The sequence below is a fragment of the Candidatus Dedyshia acidiphila genome (genome assembly GCF_051025295.1).
In the GTDB taxonomy this organism is placed as follows: Bacteria; Acidobacteriota; Terriglobia; order Terriglobales; family Acidobacteriaceae; genus KBS-83.
Genome location: NZ_JBMGJV010000010.1, coordinates 1 through 20275, shown reverse-complemented (window position 1 = coordinate 20275; position 20275 = coordinate 1). Strand labels below are relative to the sequence as shown.

18 protein-coding genes and 1 tRNA gene are annotated in these 20275 nt (G+C 62.9%); 8 read left to right on the top strand and 11 right to left on the bottom strand.

What is annotated here, in order from left to right:
• Nucleotides 1-32 precede the first annotated feature (32 nt).
• Nucleotides 33-659, bottom strand: a complete 627-nt coding sequence (locus tag AC5IJH_RS06145; RefSeq protein ID WP_491901928.1) for a response regulator — start codon at nt 657-659, stop codon at nt 33-35.
• 144 nt (nt 660-803) lie between these two features.
• A complete protein-coding gene (locus AC5IJH_RS06140; RefSeq protein ID WP_491901927.1) occupies nt 804-1736 on the bottom strand; it encodes an NADP-dependent oxidoreductase in 933 nt (310 codons plus the stop codon).
• Between the two features lie 493 nt (nt 1737-2229).
• On the opposite strand from AC5IJH_RS06140, the gene AC5IJH_RS06135 reads away from it, so the two are divergent.
• Nucleotides 2230-2484 carry a hexameric tyrosine-coordinated heme protein gene (locus tag AC5IJH_RS06135; protein ID WP_491901926.1) on the top strand — a complete coding sequence of 85 codons (255 nt, stop codon included), beginning with the start codon at nt 2230-2232 and terminating at the stop codon, nt 2482-2484.
• A gap of 92 nt (nt 2485-2576) precedes the next feature.
• On the opposite strand, the gene AC5IJH_RS06130 is transcribed toward AC5IJH_RS06135, so the two are convergent.
• From AC5IJH_RS06130 to AC5IJH_RS06120, 3 genes are all read right to left on the bottom strand, one after another.
• A tRNA-Arg gene (locus tag AC5IJH_RS06130) sits at nt 2577-2653 on the bottom strand.
• 54 nt (nt 2654-2707) lie between these two features.
• Nucleotides 2708-3802, bottom strand: coding sequence for a redox-regulated ATPase YchF (gene ychF, locus AC5IJH_RS06125; protein ID WP_491901925.1), 1095 nt, complete (start codon nt 3800-3802; stop codon nt 2708-2710).
• 288 nt (nt 3803-4090) lie between these two features.
• Complete coding sequence (locus AC5IJH_RS06120) at nt 4091-5287, bottom strand: acyltransferase family protein (RefSeq protein WP_491901924.1); 1197 nt, start codon at nt 5285-5287, stop codon at nt 4091-4093.
• Between the two features lie 121 nt (nt 5288-5408).
• Between AC5IJH_RS06120 and AC5IJH_RS06115 the strand changes: the two genes are divergently transcribed.
• Both AC5IJH_RS06115 and AC5IJH_RS06110 read left to right on the top strand, forming a co-directional pair.
• Nucleotides 5409-5774, top strand: a complete 366-nt coding sequence (locus tag AC5IJH_RS06115) for a cupin domain-containing protein (RefSeq protein WP_491901923.1) — start codon at nt 5409-5411, stop codon at nt 5772-5774.
• A 53-nt stretch (nt 5775-5827) separates the two neighbouring features.
• Nucleotides 5828-8308, top strand: a complete 2481-nt coding sequence (locus tag AC5IJH_RS06110; protein ID WP_491901922.1) for a TonB-dependent receptor — start codon at nt 5828-5830, stop codon at nt 8306-8308.
• Nucleotides 8309-8319: 11 nt separating this feature from the next.
• On the opposite strand, the gene AC5IJH_RS06105 is transcribed toward AC5IJH_RS06110, so the two are convergent.
• Nucleotides 8320-9093 carry a hypothetical protein gene (locus AC5IJH_RS06105; RefSeq protein WP_491901921.1) on the bottom strand — a complete coding sequence of 258 codons (774 nt, stop codon included), beginning with the start codon at nt 9091-9093 and terminating at the stop codon, nt 8320-8322.
• A gap of 271 nt (nt 9094-9364) precedes the next feature.
• Here AC5IJH_RS06105 and AC5IJH_RS06100 point away from each other — a divergent pair, with 271 nt between their 5' ends.
• Together AC5IJH_RS06100 and AC5IJH_RS06095 are read left to right on the top strand one after the other, a co-directional pair.
• Nucleotides 9365-9730 (top strand): bactofilin family protein, encoded by a 366-nt coding sequence (locus AC5IJH_RS06100; RefSeq protein ID WP_491901920.1) that lies wholly within the window; start codon nt 9365-9367, stop codon nt 9728-9730.
• A gap of 170 nt (nt 9731-9900) precedes the next feature.
• Complete coding sequence (locus AC5IJH_RS06095) at nt 9901-10449, top strand: methyltransferase domain-containing protein (protein ID WP_491901919.1); 549 nt, start codon at nt 9901-9903, stop codon at nt 10447-10449.
• On the opposite strand, the gene AC5IJH_RS06090 is transcribed toward AC5IJH_RS06095, so the two are convergent.
• A complete protein-coding gene (locus tag AC5IJH_RS06090) occupies nt 10446-11570 on the bottom strand; it encodes an SPL family radical SAM protein (protein WP_491901918.1) in 1125 nt (374 codons plus the stop codon). The two genes, AC5IJH_RS06095 and AC5IJH_RS06090, sit on opposite strands and share 4 nt — an antisense overlap.
• Before the next feature lie 107 nt (nt 11571-11677).
• On the opposite strand from AC5IJH_RS06090, the gene AC5IJH_RS06085 reads away from it, so the two are divergent.
• Entirely contained in the window at nt 11678-12889 is a 1212-nt protein-coding gene (locus AC5IJH_RS06085; RefSeq protein ID WP_491901917.1) for a glycoside hydrolase family 130 protein, read from the top strand.
• Nucleotides 12890-12904: 15 nt separating this feature from the next.
• Nucleotides 12905-13630 (top strand): SDR family NAD(P)-dependent oxidoreductase, encoded by a 726-nt coding sequence (locus AC5IJH_RS06080; RefSeq protein ID WP_491901916.1) that lies wholly within the window; start codon nt 12905-12907, stop codon nt 13628-13630.
• A gap of 11 nt (nt 13631-13641) precedes the next feature.
• Here AC5IJH_RS06080 and AC5IJH_RS06075 read toward each other — a convergent pair whose 3' ends face one another.
• Nucleotides 13642-14928 carry a hypothetical protein gene (locus AC5IJH_RS06075; RefSeq protein WP_491901915.1) on the bottom strand — a complete coding sequence of 429 codons (1287 nt, stop codon included), beginning with the start codon at nt 14926-14928 and terminating at the stop codon, nt 13642-13644.
• A gap of 256 nt (nt 14929-15184) precedes the next feature.
• Here AC5IJH_RS06075 and AC5IJH_RS06070 point away from each other — a divergent pair, with 256 nt between their 5' ends.
• Nucleotides 15185-16420: an NAD(P)-binding domain-containing protein gene (locus tag AC5IJH_RS06070; RefSeq protein WP_491901914.1), complete on the top strand. Its 1236-nt coding sequence runs from the start codon at nt 15185-15187 to the stop codon at nt 16418-16420.
• Between the two features lie 82 nt (nt 16421-16502).
• On the opposite strand, the gene AC5IJH_RS06065 is transcribed toward AC5IJH_RS06070, so the two are convergent.
• The 3 genes from AC5IJH_RS06065 to AC5IJH_RS06055 form a co-directional block, all read right to left on the bottom strand.
• Nucleotides 16503-17414 carry a transcriptional regulator gene (locus AC5IJH_RS06065; RefSeq protein WP_491901913.1) on the bottom strand — a complete coding sequence of 304 codons (912 nt, stop codon included), beginning with the start codon at nt 17412-17414 and terminating at the stop codon, nt 16503-16505.
• 185 nt (nt 17415-17599) lie between these two features.
• On the bottom strand, nt 17600-18610 hold the full coding sequence (locus tag AC5IJH_RS06060; RefSeq protein WP_491901912.1) for a glycosyltransferase family 2 protein: 1011 nt from the start codon (nt 18608-18610) through the stop codon (nt 17600-17602).
• The gene (locus AC5IJH_RS06055; RefSeq protein WP_491901911.1) at nt 18607-19854 is read right to left on the bottom strand and encodes a glycosyltransferase family 4 protein; all 1248 of its coding nucleotides are present in this window, start codon (nt 19852-19854) and stop codon (nt 18607-18609) included. The genes AC5IJH_RS06060 and AC5IJH_RS06055 overlap by 4 nt, the downstream gene beginning before the upstream one ends.
• Between the last annotated feature and the right edge of the window lie 421 nt (nt 19855-20275).

Below are 20275 nucleotides of genomic sequence, written 5' to 3'. Positions count from 1 at the left end.
GCCCTCCCGTTTTTGTTAGGTGCGCTGCGGTGTTACGTATCAAGAAAGCCGCGCTTCATCGCAATCATCACTGCATGCGTGCGGTCATTGGCTTGTAGCTTGCCCATGATGCTCTTCATGTGTCCCTTCACGGTGTCCTCGGTAATGCGGAGCTGCTCAGCCACAATCTTGTTGGAGCAGCCTGCAGCCACGCCGCGCAGCACCTCGACCTCACGCAAAGACAGGCTGTCTGCGGAGTAGTGCTCCGCCAGCTCGCTCGCAATCTCTGCCTGAATGCGCTGCCGGCCGGCATGCACATCCCGAATGGCTTGCACTAGCTCTTTGCGAAGCGAACCTTTCAGCACATAACCCGCCGCGCCAGCCCGGAGCGCTCGTGCGGCCTGTACATCGCCAGAGTATGTCGTGAGCACCAGCACGCGTGCGCCTGGCGCACTGCGCCGAATCTCCAGGATCGCGTCGATGCCGTTCATCAACGGCATCTGCAGATCCATCAACGTGATCTGCGGATGATGGATCCCGAACAACTCGACGGCTTTTTGCCCGTTGTCAGCCTCGGCCACGATCTGCATATCCGGTTGCGACTCGACAGCGAAGCGGATGCCGTCGCGCACAAGCGGATGGTCGTCCACTGTCAGGATCGTGATCATTCCATTGGTCATGGCACCTCAGACAACGCCAGATACGTGCGACCGGGCGATCAGTATAGTCCGGCCGCGCTAACACCTCGCGGCTCGTACAGCTCTCTTGCTAGGGACGAGACTTAGAGACGAGACCTGGAGTTATCGAACCGAAGGGTGATGCAGTCATCCCGGCCGCACCTGCACCACTACTTTCCCGTAACGGCTGTGAGTCGCTAATTGCCCCGCATAGGCCCGTCCAGCGTCGGCCAGCGGTACCTCGGCTTTGATAAACGTCTTCAGCCGCCCCGCATCGATCAGCGCCGCTACCTGCTGCAGTTGGCTCTGGTTCGGCTCGACGATGAAGTAGGCCGCACGCGCGACCGGGTCGGTCGTCACTTCAGCGTCGGCCGCCACGGAGATGAGCCTACCGCCGGGCGCGAGAAGCTCCGGCAGGCGGCTGCGAGTCTCGCCGCCCACAGTGTCGAACACCACGTCGAATTGGCCGAGCTCAGGCCGCCCGTTGTTGGATCGGTAGTCGATCGCGTCCTCTGCGCCAAGGCTCAGCACCAGGTCCAGCGTCGATGCTGAGGTCGTAGCCGTCACGCGCCCGCCGTGCAGATGCGCCACTTGGACGGCGAACATACCCACGCCGCCTGCGCCGCCCTGCACCAGCACTCGTTCGCCCGGTTGCACTTGCGCGCGATCCACCATACCCTGCCATGCCGTCAGCGCACTGATGGGCACCGTCGCTGCCTCCGCATGGCTCAGCGATGCCGGCTTCGTCGCGATGCTCGCTGGCAGCGCGGTGCAGTATTCCGCCATCGCTCCCGCCGCAAACCAGTCGTTCATGCCGTAGATTTCCTGGCCCACGCTCCAGCGATGCACGTCGCTTCCGACTCCGGCGATCACGCCAGAGAACTCGTGACCCGGCACGGCGTCTTGCCGCGGAGACCCGTCCGGATGATGCGTGCTGGGCCACCAGTCGAGCTCCGTCGGGATCACTCCAGCTGCGTGCACCTCGACTAATACTTCGCTCGGTGCAGTTTCCGGCCTCTCCACGTCAACTGCCATGAGCAGGTCATCGCCCGCTCCGGCACGCAATTGCATCGCTCGCATTCCACTCTCCCTGATCTATGAACATAGGCCCGCGTGCCTCAACTGACCAGCTACAGAAGCGGTTCCGCGACACCCCTCTTTCGAGGTGCGCGGGCGTACCATCCACTCACCCTACGAAAGTGGCACTCGCGGTCATCTCGAATTGGGCTGCCGCTCGTCCGCATCTCTGCCTAGCTTGCATACAGACGCGGAGATCCACTTGGCCGCGTCGCTGGCACGACGAGGAGCAGCCGATTGGACGCGATGCGCAGACACTTTTCGGATGAGCATGAGGGAGAGATCTCGCTCCTGAGAGCAGTGCCATCGCAGCCCTGCTGCCGCTTATTGGTGCAGGAGAATGCCAGCCTGCGCCAGATCGTAGTGGAGCTGATCATGGAGAACCAACGACTCCGCGACGCACACGGGTCAACCGGGCCAGATCACAGCATTCGCCATGCGTAACTGCGTCTCAACCACGGACCATACGAACAGGCATACGCCAGAGGAGCTCACGATGAATCGTCTACCAGAATCCGAATTAGTTCTCATCCCGGGTGGAACCTTGATCACGGCAACACCCGAAGAAGGACGCCGGCTCGCCATTACCATTTCGCGTCACATGATCCACAACATTCAGCCGGACCTTGACGTACTCAAGCAAGGTCGCCCCAGCTATGCGACAAACCCTGACAGCCTGATCGCCGCCAGCCAAGTCGTCGCGATCGAATTCCAGACCATTGCAGCCGCCAACAACTACTGGCGCACATAAGTTGAAGAGTCACCCGCTCGCGCTGGACGTGGCGTGTGCGTTCGCGGTAAAGGTGGTGTGCTTGCTCGGAACGATTGCCGGCGGAAGGGAACTGGTGACCCTGGGAAGATTCGAACTTCCGACCTGCGGTTTAGGAAACCGTCGCTCTATCCATCTGAGCTACAGGGCCACTCGCGCCTAGTGTACCCGCGGCTGCGACCGCGTCACCACTGCTGCAGAGGCGCTACACGTTGAACTTGAAGAACAGCACATCGCCGTCCTTCACCACATACTCCTTGCCCTCCGAGCGCAGGAGGCCCTTCTCCTTCACCGCCTGCTCGCTGCCCAGCTCGAAGAGGTCGCTTGAGGCGTAGCAGTCTGCCTTGATAAAGCCCTTCTCGAAGTCGGAGTGGATGACGCCCGCTGCCCCCGGCGCCTTCGTGCCGCGCCGAATCGTCCACGCACGTACCTCCTGCTCGCCCGCTGTGAAGTAAGTAATCAGGTCAAGCAATCGATAGGCCGCGTGGATCAGCCGATTCAGCCCTGGCTCTTCCAGTCCGATGCTGGCGAGGAACTCGATGCGCTCTGCCGGTTCAAGCTGCGCTATCTCGCTCTCGAGCGCACCGCAGATGAGCACGACCTGGCTGCCGTCCGCTGCCGCACGCTGCTCGACCGCCGCGGTGTACGCATTGCCGCCGGCGAGTCCGTCCTCGTCTACGTTCGCAACGTAAAGCTGCGGCTTCGACGTGATCAGGAACAGATCGCGCACGATGGGCCGCTCTTCGATCGACAACTCGAGCGAACGCGCAGGCTTGCCCGCTCCCAGCGTCTGCTGCAGCCGCTGCAGCACCGCCAACTCTGTCTTCACCTTGGCGTCGCCGGATTTCGCAGCCTTCTCTGTACGCGTGATGCGCTTGTCCACCGTGTCCAGGTCGGCAAGCATCAGCTCCGTCTCAATCACCTCGATGTCGTTCAACGGATTCACGCCTCCAGCGACGTGGATCACCTCGGGGTCGTCAAAGCAGCGCACCACGTGCGCAATTGCATCCGTGGCGCGGATATGTCCAAGAAACTGATTGCCGAGGCCTTCGCCCTTCGACGCGCCGGCGACCAGACCCGCGATGTCGATGAACTCCATCGTGGTGGGCACCAGGCTCCGCGGTTCGAAGATCGCTGCGATCTTCGTCAGCCGCTCATCCGGCACGGTGACCACGCCGGTGTTGGGATCGATGGTGCAGAACGGGTAGTTGGCAGCCTGGGCCTTCGCCGAGGTCAGCGCATTGAAGATGGTGCTTTTGCCCACGTTGGGCAGTCCGACGATTCCGCAGTTCAGGGGCACTTGCTCGTTGTCCTCTCCTTTATTCAACCACGCGGCACGGGTCCGTCGCCTCGAGATGGTCCAGCGGGTATGTCAGGCTAGGAGTGTGTGAAGGCGCGCAGCGATGCGCAAAAGAATGTCCGCTGCGTTGTCCGGGCTGCTATGCCTTCGATGACGCTCACCGGGATAGTTCGCTCCAGGGTCCACCAGCCGAGCCGTTCCTATCCTCGGCAGCTGAGCGTCCGACGCAAAAAGCAAAGAGGCATCTGCCACTCAGCAGATGCCTCTTTTTGCCCCCCAGCGAGCGACTCAGATCTTGATGAAGATGCGCTTGCGGAAGAGCGGCAGCACCAGCAGCCAGCACACCAGCATGTAGAGCACGGAATAGGCAAGCGAGGCCAGCGGCGGCCACGCGATCACATGCTCAATGCGCAGGTCGATCCAGCGCAGCACGCTGACGTGGGGCGCCACCATGACGTTCCCGAACCCCGGAGCAATCAACTCAGAGAGCACATACGCCGTGATCGAGTTGGCGCCGAACACCATGAACAGCCACGTGCCTTTGCGCCATCCGCGCACCTGCACCAGGTACCAGAAGCTGGCCAGCAGTAGCAGCGACCAGCCGCCGGCGAAGAGCACGAAGCTGGAGGTCCACAGCTTCTTGTTGATGGGGAAGATGACATTCCACAGCGCGCCGACGATCACGCTCGAAGCCCCGGCCGCAGCCAGGCGCAGCGCCTTCTGTGTGTCGCTGAACGACTTCATGCGCACGAACAGTCCAGCCAGTACGCCCATCAGTGTTGTGCCGAGGGCTGGAAGTGTTGAGAGCAGTCCTTCAGGATCGCGCGTCTGTTCGTAGAGATGCGGCGCGGAGAAGATCTGGCGATCGAGCCACGCGACCAGGTTGCGGTCGTGATCGAGCAGCGGGATATCGCGCCCGGGCACGCCAAAGCCGGGCACAGGCACGAACCGCATCAGCAGGTAGTAGCCGACCAGACAAGCGACGAGGAGCGCGACCTTGTCAGCGACCGTGGGCTGACCGGCAGCCGAGCCCTCCCGCCGCCTGACAAAGATGTAGAGCGTTCCGATGATCAGGTAGCAGATCGCAATGCGGTGCAGCACGCCGTAGTAGCGCATCGTGCTCAGCCGGAAGAAAGGGAAGCTGTTCACCAGCAGGCCGAGCAGGTAGAGGATGACCGCGCGCCGAACCGTGTGCGCAAACAGCGTCAGGCGGGAGACGCCGCGCGCCAGCCGCGACTCGGTCGAGAAGACGATGGACGCGCCGACCAGAAAGAGGAAGGTCGGAAAGACAAGGTCCGTGGGCGTAAAGCCGTTCCAGTCCGCATGCTTCATGGCCCAGAAGGCGTGCTCGTTGCCGTTGTTATTCACCATGATCATGAACGCAATGGTGAGTCCGCGCAGCACATCTACGGCGAGATAGCGCTGCGATGGTGAGACTGGAGAGACGAGCGGATCGGGGGCGGAAACGGTGTGGGTGGCGGTCATGGCGACGTGTGCGCCAGCTTACGAGGTTTGCCCGCCGTTGGGAAGGCATCCCGAGATACTGCCGGCCGCGCCATATAGGATGCTCAGAGGACACCCGGACACGCCGCCGGAGGACAGGAACATGCAGATAGCCAATCTGAAGCAGGCCGTCGCGGAGCTGACCGAATACTGGTCGCCGCGCGTGGTCGGGCGTGTGAACGACCAATACGTCAAAGTCGCCAAGCTGAAAGGCGAGTTCGTGTGGCACCAGCACGAGCATGAGGACGAGTTGTTCCTCGTTCTATATGGCGAACTGGTGCTGCAGTTTGAAGATGGCGATGTGCGGCTCGGTCCGGGCGACTTCCACGTCGTCCCGCGCGGCAAGCGCCACAATCCGATCGCTGTCGAAGAGTGCGGGATCGCGCTGATCGAGCCGGTGACCACGGCGCATACGGGCGACGTCCCGACGTCGCGCACCCGGTCGATCGCGGAGCAGCTCGCGGGCTAAGCCGGGTCCGGGTGTCGACCACTTTCAGGGCCCCACAGGAACAGGAGACACTGATGAAGTTGCCGTTGCTGCGCCGTTGGCGCGGATCGCTTGCGCTTGCACTCATGACGGCCAGCGCCGGAAGCACGTACGCAGCCGAGGTGCATGGACGCGTCACGGACATGCTGGGCGCGCCCGTCGCTGGCGCGGATCTCGCGTTGCTGCTCGGCGGTAAGGTCGTTGGCAGCGGTCGCAGCAATGTCGACGGGACCTACACGCTGCACACCGGCTACGCGGGACACTTCACCGTCACGGTGGTCAGCCTGACCTTCCGCGAGATCACGACCCGCAGCTTCTACGCGGGCGTGCTGGACTCGCGGGTGCAGAACGTCGTGCTTGCGCCGGCCCGCGTCAACGAGCAGGTAGTCGTGACAGAGCGCGCCACGCCCACGCCGCAGGCTCAGGTCAGCGGCGCCATCACCAAGGTGCCCGAGCCGGACTTCCGCAATCGCGCCATCCTGGCTGATGCGCTGCGGCAGTCGCCCGGCACTTTGCTGGTGCAGCAGGGCATGTACGGCGGCGTGACATCTCTGTTCGTGCGCGGCGGCAGTTCGTCCGCAAACCGGTTCGTGCTCGATGGTAATCCTGTAGAGAACATCGGCGGCTTCTTCGACCTCAGCACGCTCGCCTCAACCGGCATCCAGAACTTCGAGATCTACCGCGGCGCGAACAGCACGCTCTATGGATCGGACGCAGCCGCTGGCGTGGTCAGCCTGGAGACACCGCGCGGCACAACCAGTTTCCCATCACTGCTCTATGAAGGAGACGGCGGCAACTTCCATACCTATCGCAATGAACTGCAGGGCGCAGGCACGTGGCACAAGCTGGACTACTACGGCGCAGCATCTGCACTGCGCTCCTCGAATACGCTGCCCCAGGACGAGTACCACCTCAACAGCGAGGTTGCGAACCTCGGCTACGCGCTGAATGCGTCGACATTGTTTCGTGTCACCGCTCGCAATGCCAACGCAGCCGTAGGGGTACCCGGGCCGTACAATTTCCAGGCGCTGACCAACGATGGCAAGCAGAGCGATCAGAACGTCTACCTGTCGGCAACCTTCGAGAACCAGACGAGCGAGACGTGGCACAATCTCTTCCGCTACGGCCTGACACGGAAGCGCGAGCAGACCGCGCAATGGTACCCCGCGGGCGTGCCGATCACCTTCGGCACGGGCGATTCAACGTACACCAACTACTACGGTCTGCCAGTGGTGATCCGGGGTGCGAATGGTTACAGCGCCACCGGCCAGGTGCTGATGAACTACGGCACGGAGTTCGGCGGCGTGTACCCGAATGCCAGCGACATGGCTAACAATCGCGATCAGTTCTACTTCCAAAGTGATCTGCGCATCACGCCACACCTGACCGGCCTCGTCGGATTCCGCTACGTCGATGAGCGCGGCAGTTACAACAATCGCTCCTTCGGACTGGCCGAGAGCATCGGCCGGTCGAACTACGAATACATCGGCCAATTTGCTGGTGATTTCCGCAACCGCTTCTTCTACACACTGAGCGGAGAGATCGAGAAGAACCAGCTCTACGGCACTGTCGGCGAGCCGCGCGTGGGCCTCTCGTATTACGTAATCCGTCCTGGTGCGGGACGCGTGCACGGCACCAAGCTGCGCTTCAACTTCGCGAAGGGTGTGCAGGAGCCCGACCTGGGTTCGCAGATCGCGTCGCTCAACAGCATCCTGACGCAGTATGGCTACAGCCACCTGATCCCGCAGTTCGGTGTGCATCGCATCGGCGGGGAAGGGAGCCGCAGCTACGACGGCGGCCTTGAGCAGAGCCTCTTCAGCGAACGCCTGCTGCTCACCGCGACTTACTTCCACAATCAATTCGGCAACCAGATCGAGTTTGTCAGCGGATCCACCTTGCCGCTACTCGGTGTGAGCCAGCAGGTGGCAACAGCAGTCGAGACTACGTACGGCGGCGCCGACCTGAATTCACTCGCCTATCGCACGCAGGGGGCGGAGGTGGAGCTGACCGGCACGCTAGGCTCGCACTGGCTCGCCCGCGGCGGCTACACGTATACGGATGGCGTGGTGCAGCGCTCGTTCTCGTCGGACGCGATCGGACCGCAGGAGAACCCGCTCTTTCCCGGCGTCCCCATCGGCATCACCTCACCACTGATCGGTGCACGGCCGTTTCGTCGCGCGCCGCACGTGGGCTTCGCCGGACTCACTTACACAACGCCGAAGTGGTTCGCGCAGGTGCAGGGAAGCTTTGCAAGCCGCAGTGATGACTCCACGTTTCTCAGCTCATACTCAGCGCTCGCGGGCGATAACTCGATGTTGCTGCCGAATCGCAACCTCGACGAGGCGTATGCGAAGATCGATATCGGCGGCAGTTACCAGATCGAGCCGCGGCTTGGTATCTACTCACAGCTCGACAATCTGACGAGCGATCAGCACATCGGGCCGATCGGATTTCCTGCGCTGCCGTTCACCTTCCGCAGCGGATTACGGCTCGCGCTGGGCCATGCGCACAAATAGCGAGACCGGCTTCACTCGCCTTCGAGGATGCGAATCGCGTCGCGATACGTCAGCGTGGGGCTGACCGGCTTGTACTCCGAGCCGTCTTCGGTCGACTGGATCACCAGGTTCTTCACCATCAGGATCTTGCCGGTCAGGTTCAGCTTCAGGTGCGTGCTCTCCCAGTGATTTTCGCCCACGTCGCGCTGCTCCACCAGGATGGTGCCGCCCTTGTACAGGCGACCCACCATGCCCCAGCCGAAGTCCACGTCTGAGATGAGGTGCGCATCAAGGCGCGCCATGCGCTTCTGCGCGCAGTTGATCCACAACTCGCCGGCCATCCCGTGATACACCTGCGCCTCACGGTCGGGCGGAATGAAGCGGGGATTCGGCTCGAAGCTTAGCCGGTAAGCGGGACCATTCGTTGTGTTCGCGATGCCTCGGTAGGTGTAAAGGAAGGCATCGGGCAGCAGGCGAACCATCTCGTTCTCCCGCGTGCTGTCTTCTTTCTCCTTCTTCTGGCGGTGCGCCTGGATCTCCGGATGCGCGGCAAGGTTATCGAGCCGTGCTCGTTCGGCCTTTGCCCTTTCCGGCGTCAGCGGGGCATCGTTCACCGCGATTAGCCGCGCGATATCTCCATCCTTCGTCTCGACGATGTCCTTCGTGGTCACCCCGGTTTCATCTTGCTTGCGCAGGCGGAAGCGGAATGGATGGCTGCTGTTGGACGCGTGCAACTCGTTCCAGGAGGCCGAACGCACCAGCGCCACTGGATCTTCCGGAGGCGCGGGTTCGGACTGAGCACGCATGGCCGGAGCATGCAAAGCGAGGAGCAGCACAGCAGGGACGAGAACACAGCGCGCAGCGGAATCGATCAAGCAGGCTCTCCGATATTTATGTGGATGTGAATGGGACGGTTCGCTTCCCGCAAGGGTAGCAGGCACCACATATCCTTCACGATTCACGACCAGTGTCATGTGCGGAGGTTGCAGCGTCCTCCGTACGTTGCGTATAGTTCGCTCAGAACGGCAGTCCGCAGTTGCGGAGCGCTGAACGTCAGCAGGAGATAATGGGGACATCATGGCAGGTGAGTCCAGCGCGGCAGTGATCGGCAAGTCGGTGCAGATCCGCGGAGAAGTGAACGGCAGCGAAGATCTGGTCGTCGACGGCGTGATCGAAGGAACGATCACCCTGAATGACAGCCGGTTGACCATCGGGCAGAACGCCCGGGTCGCCGCGAATGTCTCTGCGCGCGATGTCGTGGTCGTGGGCACCCTGCAGGGCGATGTACGCGCGAGCGGCAAGGTCGAACTGCGCCAAGGCTCCACTCTGAACGGCGATCTCACGGCTGCACGCCTCTCGATCGAAGAAAATGCCAACTTCAAGGGCAAGGTCGACCTGGTGCAGGGCGCCTCAGCCAAGCATCAGCCGGCAGAGGCAAAGTAAGACCGGTCCACCAACGCCGGCTAAGCGACAGCGGCACATGCCAGGCGCGGAGACAACAGCCACTCGTGTTCAGGAATCCCTTCCAGCGATCCAAGGATGACGCGCAGTCCAGCACACCAACGGTGTTGAACGGACCACGCGTGCCACGGCATTCAAGTGGATGGTCCGCATTGAAGAAGCAGTTGCTTAGCGAAAGCGGCCTGCGCATCTTGGACATCGGCCCGACGTCGCCCACCAATATCAATCTGCTGACTAATGCCGGTCACAGCGTCTACATGGCCGACCTGGTGCCGGACGCGCAGAAGCCGGACTGGATGAAGCCGGGAGAGAACGGCGCCGACCCAACGTTCGATGTCGAGCGGTTCCTCGACGAGAACCTCGACTTCTCCGGTCGCGAGTTCGATGCGGTGCTGCTATGGACCACGCTCGACTACCTGCCTGAACCGCTGGTGCAGCCCGTCGTCGATCGACTGCGCTCGTCGATGAAGCCCGGCGGCAAGGTGCTGGCCCTCTTTCACAACAAGCAGACCGGCGACAATACCGCTTACTGCCGCTATCACGTGGGTGAGAGCGATGCCATCGATGTGCAGGAGTCCATCCCGGTGCCGCTGCGCCGCTCCTTCAGCAATCGAAGCATCGAGAAGACCTTTGAGCGGTACAACGGCTGCAAGTTCTTCCTCGCCAAAGATAATCTCTACGAAGTGATCGTCACCCGCTAGCGCACGCCAACTGACTGCGGCGGCTTTCGCGGTACAGCGCACAATGCGTTTGCGGGCGTGCGCGGTACGGCGCACAATGCGTTTGCCGGGAAGAGCTGCGGCTCCGACGGACGGAAGCCTGCCGGCACCCCCACATCGCGCGTCAGCAATGCGTCATCGCGACGCTCGGACAGCCCGTGCTTGCGGCAGGCCGCTTGTAGCAGCTCACGGCAGCGCTCGGCATACGCCTTCGGCACAAAGGCCGCGTCGTCATACCGCGCGCGATACATCGGCTCCAACTGCGGGAAGTGCTCGCGGATGAAGGCGAGGTAGGTATCCCGCGAACACGGCTTCAGAAATAGCGGATTGGCATGCAGAAAACAGGCCCGCGCCTCGCGCGCCAGCTCTGCCATCCGGTTCAGCGCCGAGCCGGTGTCTGTCAGGCCGGGCAACAGCGGAGAGCAGAGCACCCCAACGCGCAGCCCCGCCTGCCGCAGACGCCGCACCGTCGCAAATCGCAGATCGGGTCTCGGCGCGCGTGGCTCAAGGATGCGAGCCAGCTCGGCGTCCGGTGTCGTGATCGTCAGGTGAATCACCAGTTCGTTGTTGCTCGCGATCCGGCAGAGGTAGCGCAGGTCGCGCGCAATCAGCGCTGATTTGGTCACGATCCCGATGCGCAGCCCACGCTGCTCGGCCAGCACGGCAAGCAGGCTCTGCGTCACCCGCAGACGACGCTCGATCGGCTGGTACGGATCGGTAGCGGTGCCGATCGCAATCTCTTCATGAGGCTGCACCTGCCGCAGCTCCTGGCGAAGCAGCCACGCGGCATTGTCCTTCACGAAGATCTGCCGCTCGAAGCTTGCCGGATCGCGCAGCTCGAGGAACTCGTGCGTGTAGCGGGCGTAGCAGTAGCGGCAGGCGAACTCGCAGCCGCGGTACGGATTGATGCTCCAGGCGAAGTGCAGCCCCCGGCGCGACGTGGTTCGATTCAGGATGGAGCGGACCGGGAGCGAGCGGAACTCGACCAGGTGGCCGCGATCCACTGCACTGCTGTCAGCCGCCATACGAGCGAGCCCGGCGCTGCGTGGAGTGGCCGACAGATCGGGAAAGAGGGGGAGCGAGCGGGCCTGAGTATTCGCCATTTGTTCGCCTCTGAATCGAGACTAGTCCCGCCTGCACAGCGAGTCAAGCCGCTCATCGCTGTTGTTTCCTCCTTCGGGCCCGTCTGTTGTAGGCTCCGGCTGCTAGAGTGGCGGGCAAGCGTACCGCCTTTCGCAAGTGGCTCAGTCCATTCGCCCTGCTGCTGCTTGTACCGCTCACCGCCAGTTCCGCGCAGCCCCTCGCGAACAAACAGTCCAGCGATTCTGTGAGGATCCCCGCTGGATGGCAGATCGGACCACTCACCCGTCCTCCACACCCGGAGCCGCTCATCACCGCCCGGCCCGAATCGGTCTTTTCGGACCCGATCCTCGGCAAGCCCGTGCACTGGGAGGCGCTCCACACCTTCAATCCGGCCGCAGTCGTGCGCAACGGCAAGGTAGTGATGCTCTACCGCGCGGAAGACGACTCCGGCGCTATGCAGATCGGCATGCACACCTCGCGCCTCGGCCTGGCGACCAGCACAGATGGCCTGAACTTCGAACGTGAAGCGACGCCGGTCTTCTATCCGGCGAGGGACAGCGAGCAGTCACGCGAGTGGCCTGGCGGCACCGAAGATCCGCGACTGGTCGAAGCACCGGATGGCAGCTATGTCCTGACCTACACACAGTGGAATCGCGAGACCTACCGCGTCGGCATCGCGACGTCGCGCGACCTGCACACCTGGGTCAAGCACGGCCCGGCATTTGGGATGAGCCGCTGGGGTGGCCTCAAGTACAAGTCTGCGGGAATCGTCACCGAGTGCGTGACGCATGGCCGATGCATCGCGGTCAGGATTCACGGGCACTACTGGATGTACTGGGGCGAAGGCGAGATCCACCTCGCCACTTCAGACGACCTGGTCCACTGGTCCCCGGTCGAGAACGCGAAGCACCAGCCGCTGGTCCTGATGCGAGCGCGGGCAGGGAAGTTCGACAGCGGGCTGCCCGAGGTGGGGCCGCCCCCAGTGCTCACCGAAAAGGGCATCGTTCTGCTCTACAACGGCAAGAATGCGAACGCCAAGAACGCAACCGACAAGGCTGCTCCCAGCCCACCCGTCCCTACACTGCCGCGCGACCCGGCGCTCGCAGCCGGTACTTACTCAGTCGGAGAGGCGCTCTTTTCGGCGGACGATCCGCGCCACCTGCTGGCCCGCACGGATCAGCCCATCTTCCGCCCGGAGCTGCCCTGGGAGCAGAGCGGGCAATATGCCGCGGGCACCACCTTCGCCGAGGGGCTGGTCTGGTTCCAGGAGCATTGGTGGCTCTACTACGGCTGTGCAGACCAGCGTGTCGGCGTCGCGCTCTCACCTGCGCCGCGCTGAGTAGAATCGCTCTATATGCCTGAACTCGAAGGAAGGGTCGCGCTGATCACCGGCGCGGCAAAGCGGATCGGCCGCGCGCTGGCTCTGAAGCTGGCGCAGCATGGAGCCGATGTGGTCATTACGTATCGCAACTCCGAGCAGGAAGCCCAGCAGACGGTCGATGCCATCGGCGAGTACGGGGTGCGCGCTGCCGCGGTGCCGTGCGACGTCGGCGAGCCCGCCAGTGTTCGCGCTGCGGTCGATGCAGCCATGGGCGAGATGGGGCGGCTCGATCTGCTGGTCAACAATGCAGGGGCCTTCTCAACCCAGCCGCTCGAGTCGATCCAACCAGCGCAGTGGGACGCGATGCTGAACACCAACACCCGCGGACCGTTCCTGATGGCGCAGGCCGCCCATGCAGAGCTGAAGCAGCGGCAGGGCCGCATCGTGAACATCGGGTCGCTCGGTGGGCTGCATCCGTGGGCCACCCATGGACATTACTGTGTGTCCAAGGCAGCGTTGCACATGCTGACTCAGACCATGGCCAAGGCGTGGGCGCCCGAGATCTGCGTGAACTGCGTAGCACCGGGCATGATCGTCAACGGAGAGGTCGATGCCGGCTACGAGCACTTCATCGAGAAGACGCCGATGCGCCGAAACGGCACTCCGGATGATGTCGCCGCGGCAGTGCTTTTCTTTGCCACCGGGCCGCGCTTCATCACGGGTCAGATCCTCAGCGTCGATGGCGGCCTGGGCCTGTAGAGGAGCCGACGCTAGGGAATGCGGGAGGCTGCCTTTGAGGTCGCGGCGCCTTCGAGAATCTGCTTCCCGCTGCGACGCTCGCGCCAGTACTGGTGGCTCAGCAGCCGCCGCCATCCGCCGCGCTGGTTGACATAGAAGCGCACAAAGCCCGGCGCGTCCCACGGCACGTCGTGGAAGGCGGTCTTGAGCAGCGGGCTCGCCGGATCGCGCTGCCACTCCTGCGGAAAGAGCGCAATCGTATCTGCCTGGGTAACAATCGCTCGCGGGTGCAGAGGCGTGTCCGTCACCGCCGAGAAGGCCGCAGCAGCCAGATCGTGTCCTGCGCCCAGTGCGAGGTGCGAGATCTGGGTGGCGCGGCCGTTCATTTCGAGCAGCCAGGGTGCGCCAGTCTGCTCCTCCAGAATGAAATCCAGTCCATAAAAGCCGGATAATCCAAGCCGAGCCGCCAGCACGTCTGCTGCGCGATCCATCGCAGGATGCTCAATGCGACGCAACACCGTCGATGGGCCGCGCATGTAAGCGGTCGCCAGCACCTCTACGCTGATCGACGCCAGCACCTTGCCCCGCCAGCAGAACAGCGCACTGTTTGCATCGCGGCCGGGAACCGCACGCTGCACGCTGATCGCCGGTCGCTCCCGCCGCACCAGCGGTCCCAGAAGCGTCGAGTCGCGATCAAAGGTGAAGCGCTTCAACGCTCGCAACGGGTGCGGCGGCGTATCCATTGTCCGCAGCGTGGTGCGGGCCTGCTCATAGTTGTGGATCGGCCGCACGCCGATGCCCCCGGAGGTGCCGTCCGCCTTGAGGAAAGCAGGGAAGCCATTTGCATCGAGCCAAGTCCGCAACTGCACGGGCGTCTGGACCGGCGCGTTGAGTGGCACCGCGATCCCTTCCTCCGCCGCGATTCCGAGAACGTAACTGCGCGCCGTTAAGCGGCCCAGTTCTTCCGGCGACCCGATCGCCTGCTCGATCAACGAGAGCAGTGCACGCTTGCCACTGTTCGTCATCGCGTCATGGCCGAGTGCCTGGAGGCGCTGCGTGGCCAGATCGTCACATGGCACGATCAGTCGCGGCTTTGCTGCGAGCACGGCAGACTCGAGCGAGGCCATCGGTTCGAACATCGAACTGGGGAAATGTTGCGCGCAGGCCTTCGTGGCCAGCAGCGGATGCTCGTGAGGTCCCCAGAGACTGACGCGGAACCCCGCCGCGGCGAGCGCCAGCCCAAGGCGCGCGCCCGTAGGCCAGCGTTGCGTGGCTAACAGCAGTGCGCAGATGGGTGCGCTGGAGGAGGATTCAGCCATGGCAGTTTCGAGGGGCAACCGCTCCACTCCATCTTACGAGATGCGGCAAACCCCCGGACGGCTGAGCGCCGTCCTATTGACGGCGATCCCCTGTATTGAACTGGCAAAAAGTCTTGTGCTGAAATTTTTACGTTGATCGTAACCATCGGGACGAAAACCGATGTCATGACAGCCTTCCTCTTTCCGAAGACATCTGAGTCAGGGTTGAGCGACAGTTAGGAGAATCCCTCGCGGTTTTATGGCAGACGGAGAATCGATGCAGAGCACGGAAGTGGCAATTGTTGGCGCGGGCCCGTACGGACTCTCACTTGGAGCACATCTACACGCCGCAGGAGTGCCGTTTCGTATCGTAGGACGCGTGATGGAGACGTGGTCCGAGCAGATGCCCGAGGGCATGCTGCTGAAGAGTGACGGTTTTGCCAGCGACCTTTCCGATCCGCAGGGTAAGTTCCGGCTCCACCACTACTGCGAAGAGCACAAGCTGCCGTACCACGCGACATGTATCCCGGTCTCGCTTGAGCTGTTCACAAACTATTGCCGCGAATTTCAGCGCCGCATGGTCCCGGAGTTGGAGAACGCGAAGCTCGTCAATCTGCAGCGCGGCGACGGCAACTTCGTCTTGACACTCGATACGGGCGAGAGCTTCGTCGCACGCCGCGTCGTCCTTGCCGTTGGCATCTCACACTATCCATGGATTCCGGAGGTGCTGCGCGGTCTGCCATCGGACGTGCTCAGCCACTCCTCCCAGGTTCGTTATCCGTCCAGGCTGGCGGGCAAGAAGGTGCTCGTCGTGGGCGGCGGAGCCTCAGCGATTGACCTTTCCGCGCTGCTGCAGGAGGCCGGGGCGGAGGTAACGATCGCCTCCCGCCGGACTGCACTCAAATTTCATGCCAAGCCGGTGGACCGCGAGCGCACCATGCTTGAGAAGCTGCGGTGTCCTGGATCGGGCCTCGGACCGGGATGGAAATCGCGCCTGCTGACCGAATTTCCTCACCTGTTCCGCTACCTGCCCGCCCGTACGCGGATGGACCTGCTGCAGCGGCTGCTCGGCCCCTCGGCCGGCTGGCCCATGCGGGAGCGCATCGAGGGTAAGGTTCGCGTCCTGACCAGCGTCAAGGTCCGCACTGCCGAGATGCGCGAAGGCCGGCCGCTGGTCGCATTCGCGCGCGGCGATGGGTCGATCGAGCAGATTGCCTTCGACCACATTGTGGCTTCGACCGGCTACCACGTCGATCTCCGCCGCTTGCCCTTTCTGCGACCGGACCTTGAGCGCCAGATCCGCACCGTGGATCACATTCCGGTGCTCTCCAGCCACTTCGAGAGCAGTATCCCCGGGCTTTATTTCATCGGCATCTCGTCGGCACTCAGCTTCGGCTCGATGATGCGCTTCGCCTATGGCTCTGCCTATACGGCCAAGCGACTGGAGCGGCATCTCGTTCGTCGCTCGCAGCGGGCCAGTTATGCCCCCGCCCCGCGAGCGCAGGCTGCTTGAGCCCGGACTGCTGACCAACAAGTTTGAAACGCGCAAGGGGAGCCCTCGGGCTCCCCTCTTTTTGCTCTCTCTTGTCCCTGGATTACTTCTTCGGCTTCACCAGTCGCTTCGTCCGCTGCAGCGCCTCGATCAACACCCGCTTGGTCGAGTCCAAGGCGGCCGACTGCCCAGGAGGGGTTGGGTTAAGGCCCATGCGGCGCAGATAGTAGTTCGCCTGGTAGACATTCTTGCGCCTCCAGTCCTTGTGTTGGTAACTGATACTGAGCGAAATCGACACATTGTCGCTGTTCTGGAGCCAGTGCGGAAAGTTCACCGGGATGTGCACGCCAGTGCCCGGCCGCATGGTGCGGACAAACGCGCGATCCTGCAGGTGCGGTTTGTAGACCCCGGCGTTGTTGTCCTTCGACCAGAAGGTCTCGAGCTCGTGCTGCGGCACCACCTCCGGGTCGTTCCGATCAAACACGCTGATCATCTTCTCGCCCGCAACCTGCATTAAGAAGTTGCATTCGCGATCGATGTGGTACGGCGTGACGCGGCGCGGCGACGTGATGAACAGCATGGCCTCGCGGCTCTTCTCCTCCTGGCTGACCTCACGCCCGCTCAGGCGGCGCACCTCGGTCAGGCATTCATCAAGGATCGCCTTGTACTCTGGCACGCGCTCGACGTGGCGCATCACGATCCACGCGCCCGAGTTGCTGATGTTGTCGAAGACCTCTTCGATCGGGGGCTTCTCCTGCGGCAGGGAATCCCAGCGCTGGTCCACCCGAACATCGCCGGCATCGTAAGCGATCCCGTTCTTGACCGACGGGACCTCCAGCAGGCGTCGGATCGCCGCCAGATTGAAGAGCGGGTGACTCTCCCTCAGCGCGTGGTGAAACTCGAACGGCTGTGCGTCGAAGCTGGAGCGGAAGGTCTCCTGCGATGCGGTCTCGGTTGGCTGCAAAATTGAGCCTCCGCCCAGCCACTCCGAACCGGATACTGTTTGCGTCGCCATGGTCGCGCCTCCCGCAGCCCACGCGGGCCGCTTGCGCTCTCAGTATAGGAGCCGTTTTCGACCTGGCGGGAGGCCTGAAGTACCCTCAGGGTGCGTAATAGTCACACACCGGGTCTCGGACCGGAGTGGGCCGTTCCTACGGCTTCTTGGCGCGCAGCAGAGTTCGCCGCCGCAGATCAGCCGCCCTACCAGGGCTGGGGTGGGGAACTTCGGCCCCCTCGCGTCTCCTGCCAGGCCTGTTCCATCAGGTCCGCCTGCTGGCGAAAGTACGCCGCCTCCTTGCGTCGTTCGGGATCGCGGCTCATCTCCCGGCGCAGCGCGCGGAAGTGGTTCCAGGCAAACTCGAGCGCACGGGCGCCAAGGCTGGTCAGTCCGTGGTGCTTGCGGTAGTAGAGCAGTGTGCTGCGCATGCGCCAACGCGTCAGTTGCGCGCCACTGCGTGACATTTCAAGACGCTTGACTGTGCGGGACGACTCGCCACCGATGTGGACCACCAGTATGTCGGGCCAGTACCAGACCTCCCACCCAGCCTCCTTGACCCGGCGACACAGGTCGACCTCCTCGTAATAAAGGAAGAAGCGCGGGTCAAACGCCTGCCCTACGGAGGCCCGTGCGCCAGCCAACGCTTCAGGCCGCACGATGCAATACGCGCCCACGATCCAGTCCACCTGGGCCGGCTGCATCAGGTCGACCCAGGTCCGGTCGTAACTGCCGAAGATGCGCGACTTGGGAAAACGGCCCGACAGGCCGCTGTACATGAAGATGTCCGACGCGAGGGTCGGAAACCGGCGTCCCGAGGCCTGCCAGCTGCCATCCCGGCCCATCAATTGCCCGCCACCGACGCCCGCGCGCGGCGTCTCGTCCATATGCCGGATCGAGCGGTGAAGTGCGCCCGGCGTGAGGAACGCGTCCGAGTTAAGCAAGACAAAGTAGCGGCCCCGCGCTCGCTCAAACCCTAGATTGTTGGCGCGCCCGAAGCCGAGGTTTTCGCCCGTCTCGATCAGTTCCACCTGCGGGAAACGCTCGCGCACCATCTCGACGGAGCCGTCCTTCGATCCGTTGTCGACCACCAGCGTCTGCACGCGCAAGCCCTCCGACTCACGAGCGAGCGCCTCCAGGCATTCGCGCAACACGTCGCGCGTGTTGAACGAAACGATCACGATCGAAACGTCGAACGCTGCGGTGTCTCCTGTCATTGGGTCTCCTCAGCAGAAAGCCGACGCGTCCACGTCTCCGCCAGTTTTTGCAAATTGGTGTCGAGCAGATACTCGCGCAGCACTTGCTGGCGACCGGATTCGCCCAGCCGCTGCCGCTGCTCCGGATCCCGCGCCAGTTGGAGGATCGCCTCGGTCAGCGCCTCGACCGATCCCGCAGGCACCAGGATGCCGTCGCGTCCGCTTACGATCAGCTCGGGAATTCCGGCCACCAGCGTACTGATACACGGCACACCCAGCGCCATCGCTTCCATCAGCGCGACAGGAATGCCCTCCGCAAAGCTCGCGAGTACAAACAGATCCGCCGCAGCCACAGCGGCCAGGGTCTGGTCGTGGTTGAGCGCGCCCGCAAGCGTCACGACATCGCACAGCCCATGCTCCTTTAGGAAGCGCTCGATCTCCGGGCGCACCGGTCCGTCGCCCACCAGCGTGAGTGTCACCGCTGCGCCGGCCGCGCGTGCTTTCCGGAATGCCTCGAGCAACAGCATCGGGCCCTTCGCCGGCACCAGCCGGCCCACCATCACAAGGCGCACGGGAGCAGACCCGTCGTTTGCACGCGAAGGACGCGGCGGCAGCAACTCTGGCCGAATGCCGAGACGCACCACGTCGAAGCGCGGCCAAGCCTCGGGAGAGGCGATCCGCATCAGCTGACTCCGGCAGAAGTCGCTGATCGCGATCACGAACGCAGCCTGCTCCAGCTTGGCCTTCAGTTGAAAGTGCCGCTCGTCGAAGAACTCATCCGGTCCATGGATGGTCAGCGAGTAGGGAAGCCGTGCGGCTGCGGCGGCAATCAGCGCCACCGTAGCCACGGCGCCACCAAAGTGCGCATGCAGATGGGTAGCGCGCTGCTGCCGCATCCAACGGCTCAGCAGGAGCGCCTCGCCGACATAGAACAGCGAATAGATACGACGGACGAAGGATGCAGGCCCCATCTGCTGCGAAGCGCGCAGTGCGCGCCAGACCGTCTTCGGCGAGCGGAGGGCGATGCCCAGCAACTGCAGCACGGCGCGTGACCGTGGCATCGACTTTACATAAAACGTGGCGCGTGTCTCCTGCTGCTCGCTTGCCGTGAGCTGATCGAACCGGCGGTCCGGATCGTTGATCGACGCCGTGGCGATGGACAGGCCCAGCTCACGGAGTCCGCGAATCTCCTGCAGGAAAAATGTGTGTGAGATGGCTGGATATCGACTGAGCAGGAACGCGAGACGGGTCGCCGGTGCACGCAATGCGCGCTCCTCGCGGGACGCGCGGGACTTCCCGTTGGTAGAAGATTTTCGCTCTGGCGGCACTGTGTCGTCTGCCTGCAAGAGTAGCGCACCTCAGACCGATGCCACTTTGGTTGCAGGAGTAATGACCTTCCGTCGGGATGGGTTGCTTTTGGGAATGCTTCTACTCTCGCTGTAGTCGTCCTAACGAGTTGTGTGTAGTAGCCTAACTTTCAAACCTGTTGATCACACAAGCACTTGCACCGGACACCACAGCGTGCGATGCGTGTAAAGAGTTCAGCTCCCTACTACTTTTTAGGGAAGAAGTACCCCTTTTTCTGTCAAGTTGTCGTTGTGTGGGTCAGAGCTGCACGTGCCGTTTTGCTGCAGTACGACTTCCAAAGAACAGAAAACAACATTTGGGGTTTCGTTGTGAAAAAAA

Coding starts and splice junctions, on each gene's coding strand:
- AC5IJH_RS06145 (WP_491901928.1), bottom strand. CDS start 659: ATGACCAATGGAATGATCACGATCCTGACAGTGGACGACCATCCGCTT.
- AC5IJH_RS06140 (WP_491901927.1), bottom strand. CDS start 1,736: ATGCGAGCGATGCAATTGCGTGCCGGAGCGGGCGATGACCTGCTCATG.
- AC5IJH_RS06135 (WP_491901926.1), top strand. CDS start 2,230: ATGAATCGTCTACCAGAATCCGAATTAGTTCTCATCCCGGGTGGAACC.
- AC5IJH_RS06120 (WP_491901924.1), bottom strand. CDS start 5,287: ATGACCGCCACCCACACCGTTTCCGCCCCCGATCCGCTCGTCTCTCCA.
- AC5IJH_RS06115 (WP_491901923.1), top strand. CDS start 5,409: ATGCAGATAGCCAATCTGAAGCAGGCCGTCGCGGAGCTGACCGAATAC.
- AC5IJH_RS06110 (WP_491901922.1), top strand. CDS start 5,828: ATGAAGTTGCCGTTGCTGCGCCGTTGGCGCGGATCGCTTGCGCTTGCA.
- AC5IJH_RS06105 (WP_491901921.1), bottom strand. CDS start 9,093: ATGCGTGCTCAGTCCGAACCCGCGCCTCCGGAAGATCCAGTGGCGCTG.
- AC5IJH_RS06100 (WP_491901920.1), top strand. CDS start 9,365: ATGGCAGGTGAGTCCAGCGCGGCAGTGATCGGCAAGTCGGTGCAGATC.
- AC5IJH_RS06090 (WP_491901918.1), bottom strand. CDS start 11,570: ATGGCGAATACTCAGGCCCGCTCGCTCCCCCTCTTTCCCGATCTGTCG.
- AC5IJH_RS06080 (WP_491901916.1), top strand. CDS start 12,905: ATGCCTGAACTCGAAGGAAGGGTCGCGCTGATCACCGGCGCGGCAAAG.
- AC5IJH_RS06075 (WP_491901915.1), bottom strand. CDS start 14,928: ATGGCTGAATCCTCCTCCAGCGCACCCATCTGCGCACTGCTGTTAGCC.
- AC5IJH_RS06070 (WP_491901914.1), top strand. CDS start 15,185: ATGCAGAGCACGGAAGTGGCAATTGTTGGCGCGGGCCCGTACGGACTC.
- AC5IJH_RS06065 (WP_491901913.1), bottom strand. CDS start 17,414: ATGGCGACGCAAACAGTATCCGGTTCGGAGTGGCTGGGCGGAGGCTCA.
- AC5IJH_RS06060 (WP_491901912.1), bottom strand. CDS start 18,610: ATGACAGGAGACACCGCAGCGTTCGACGTTTCGATCGTGATCGTTTCG.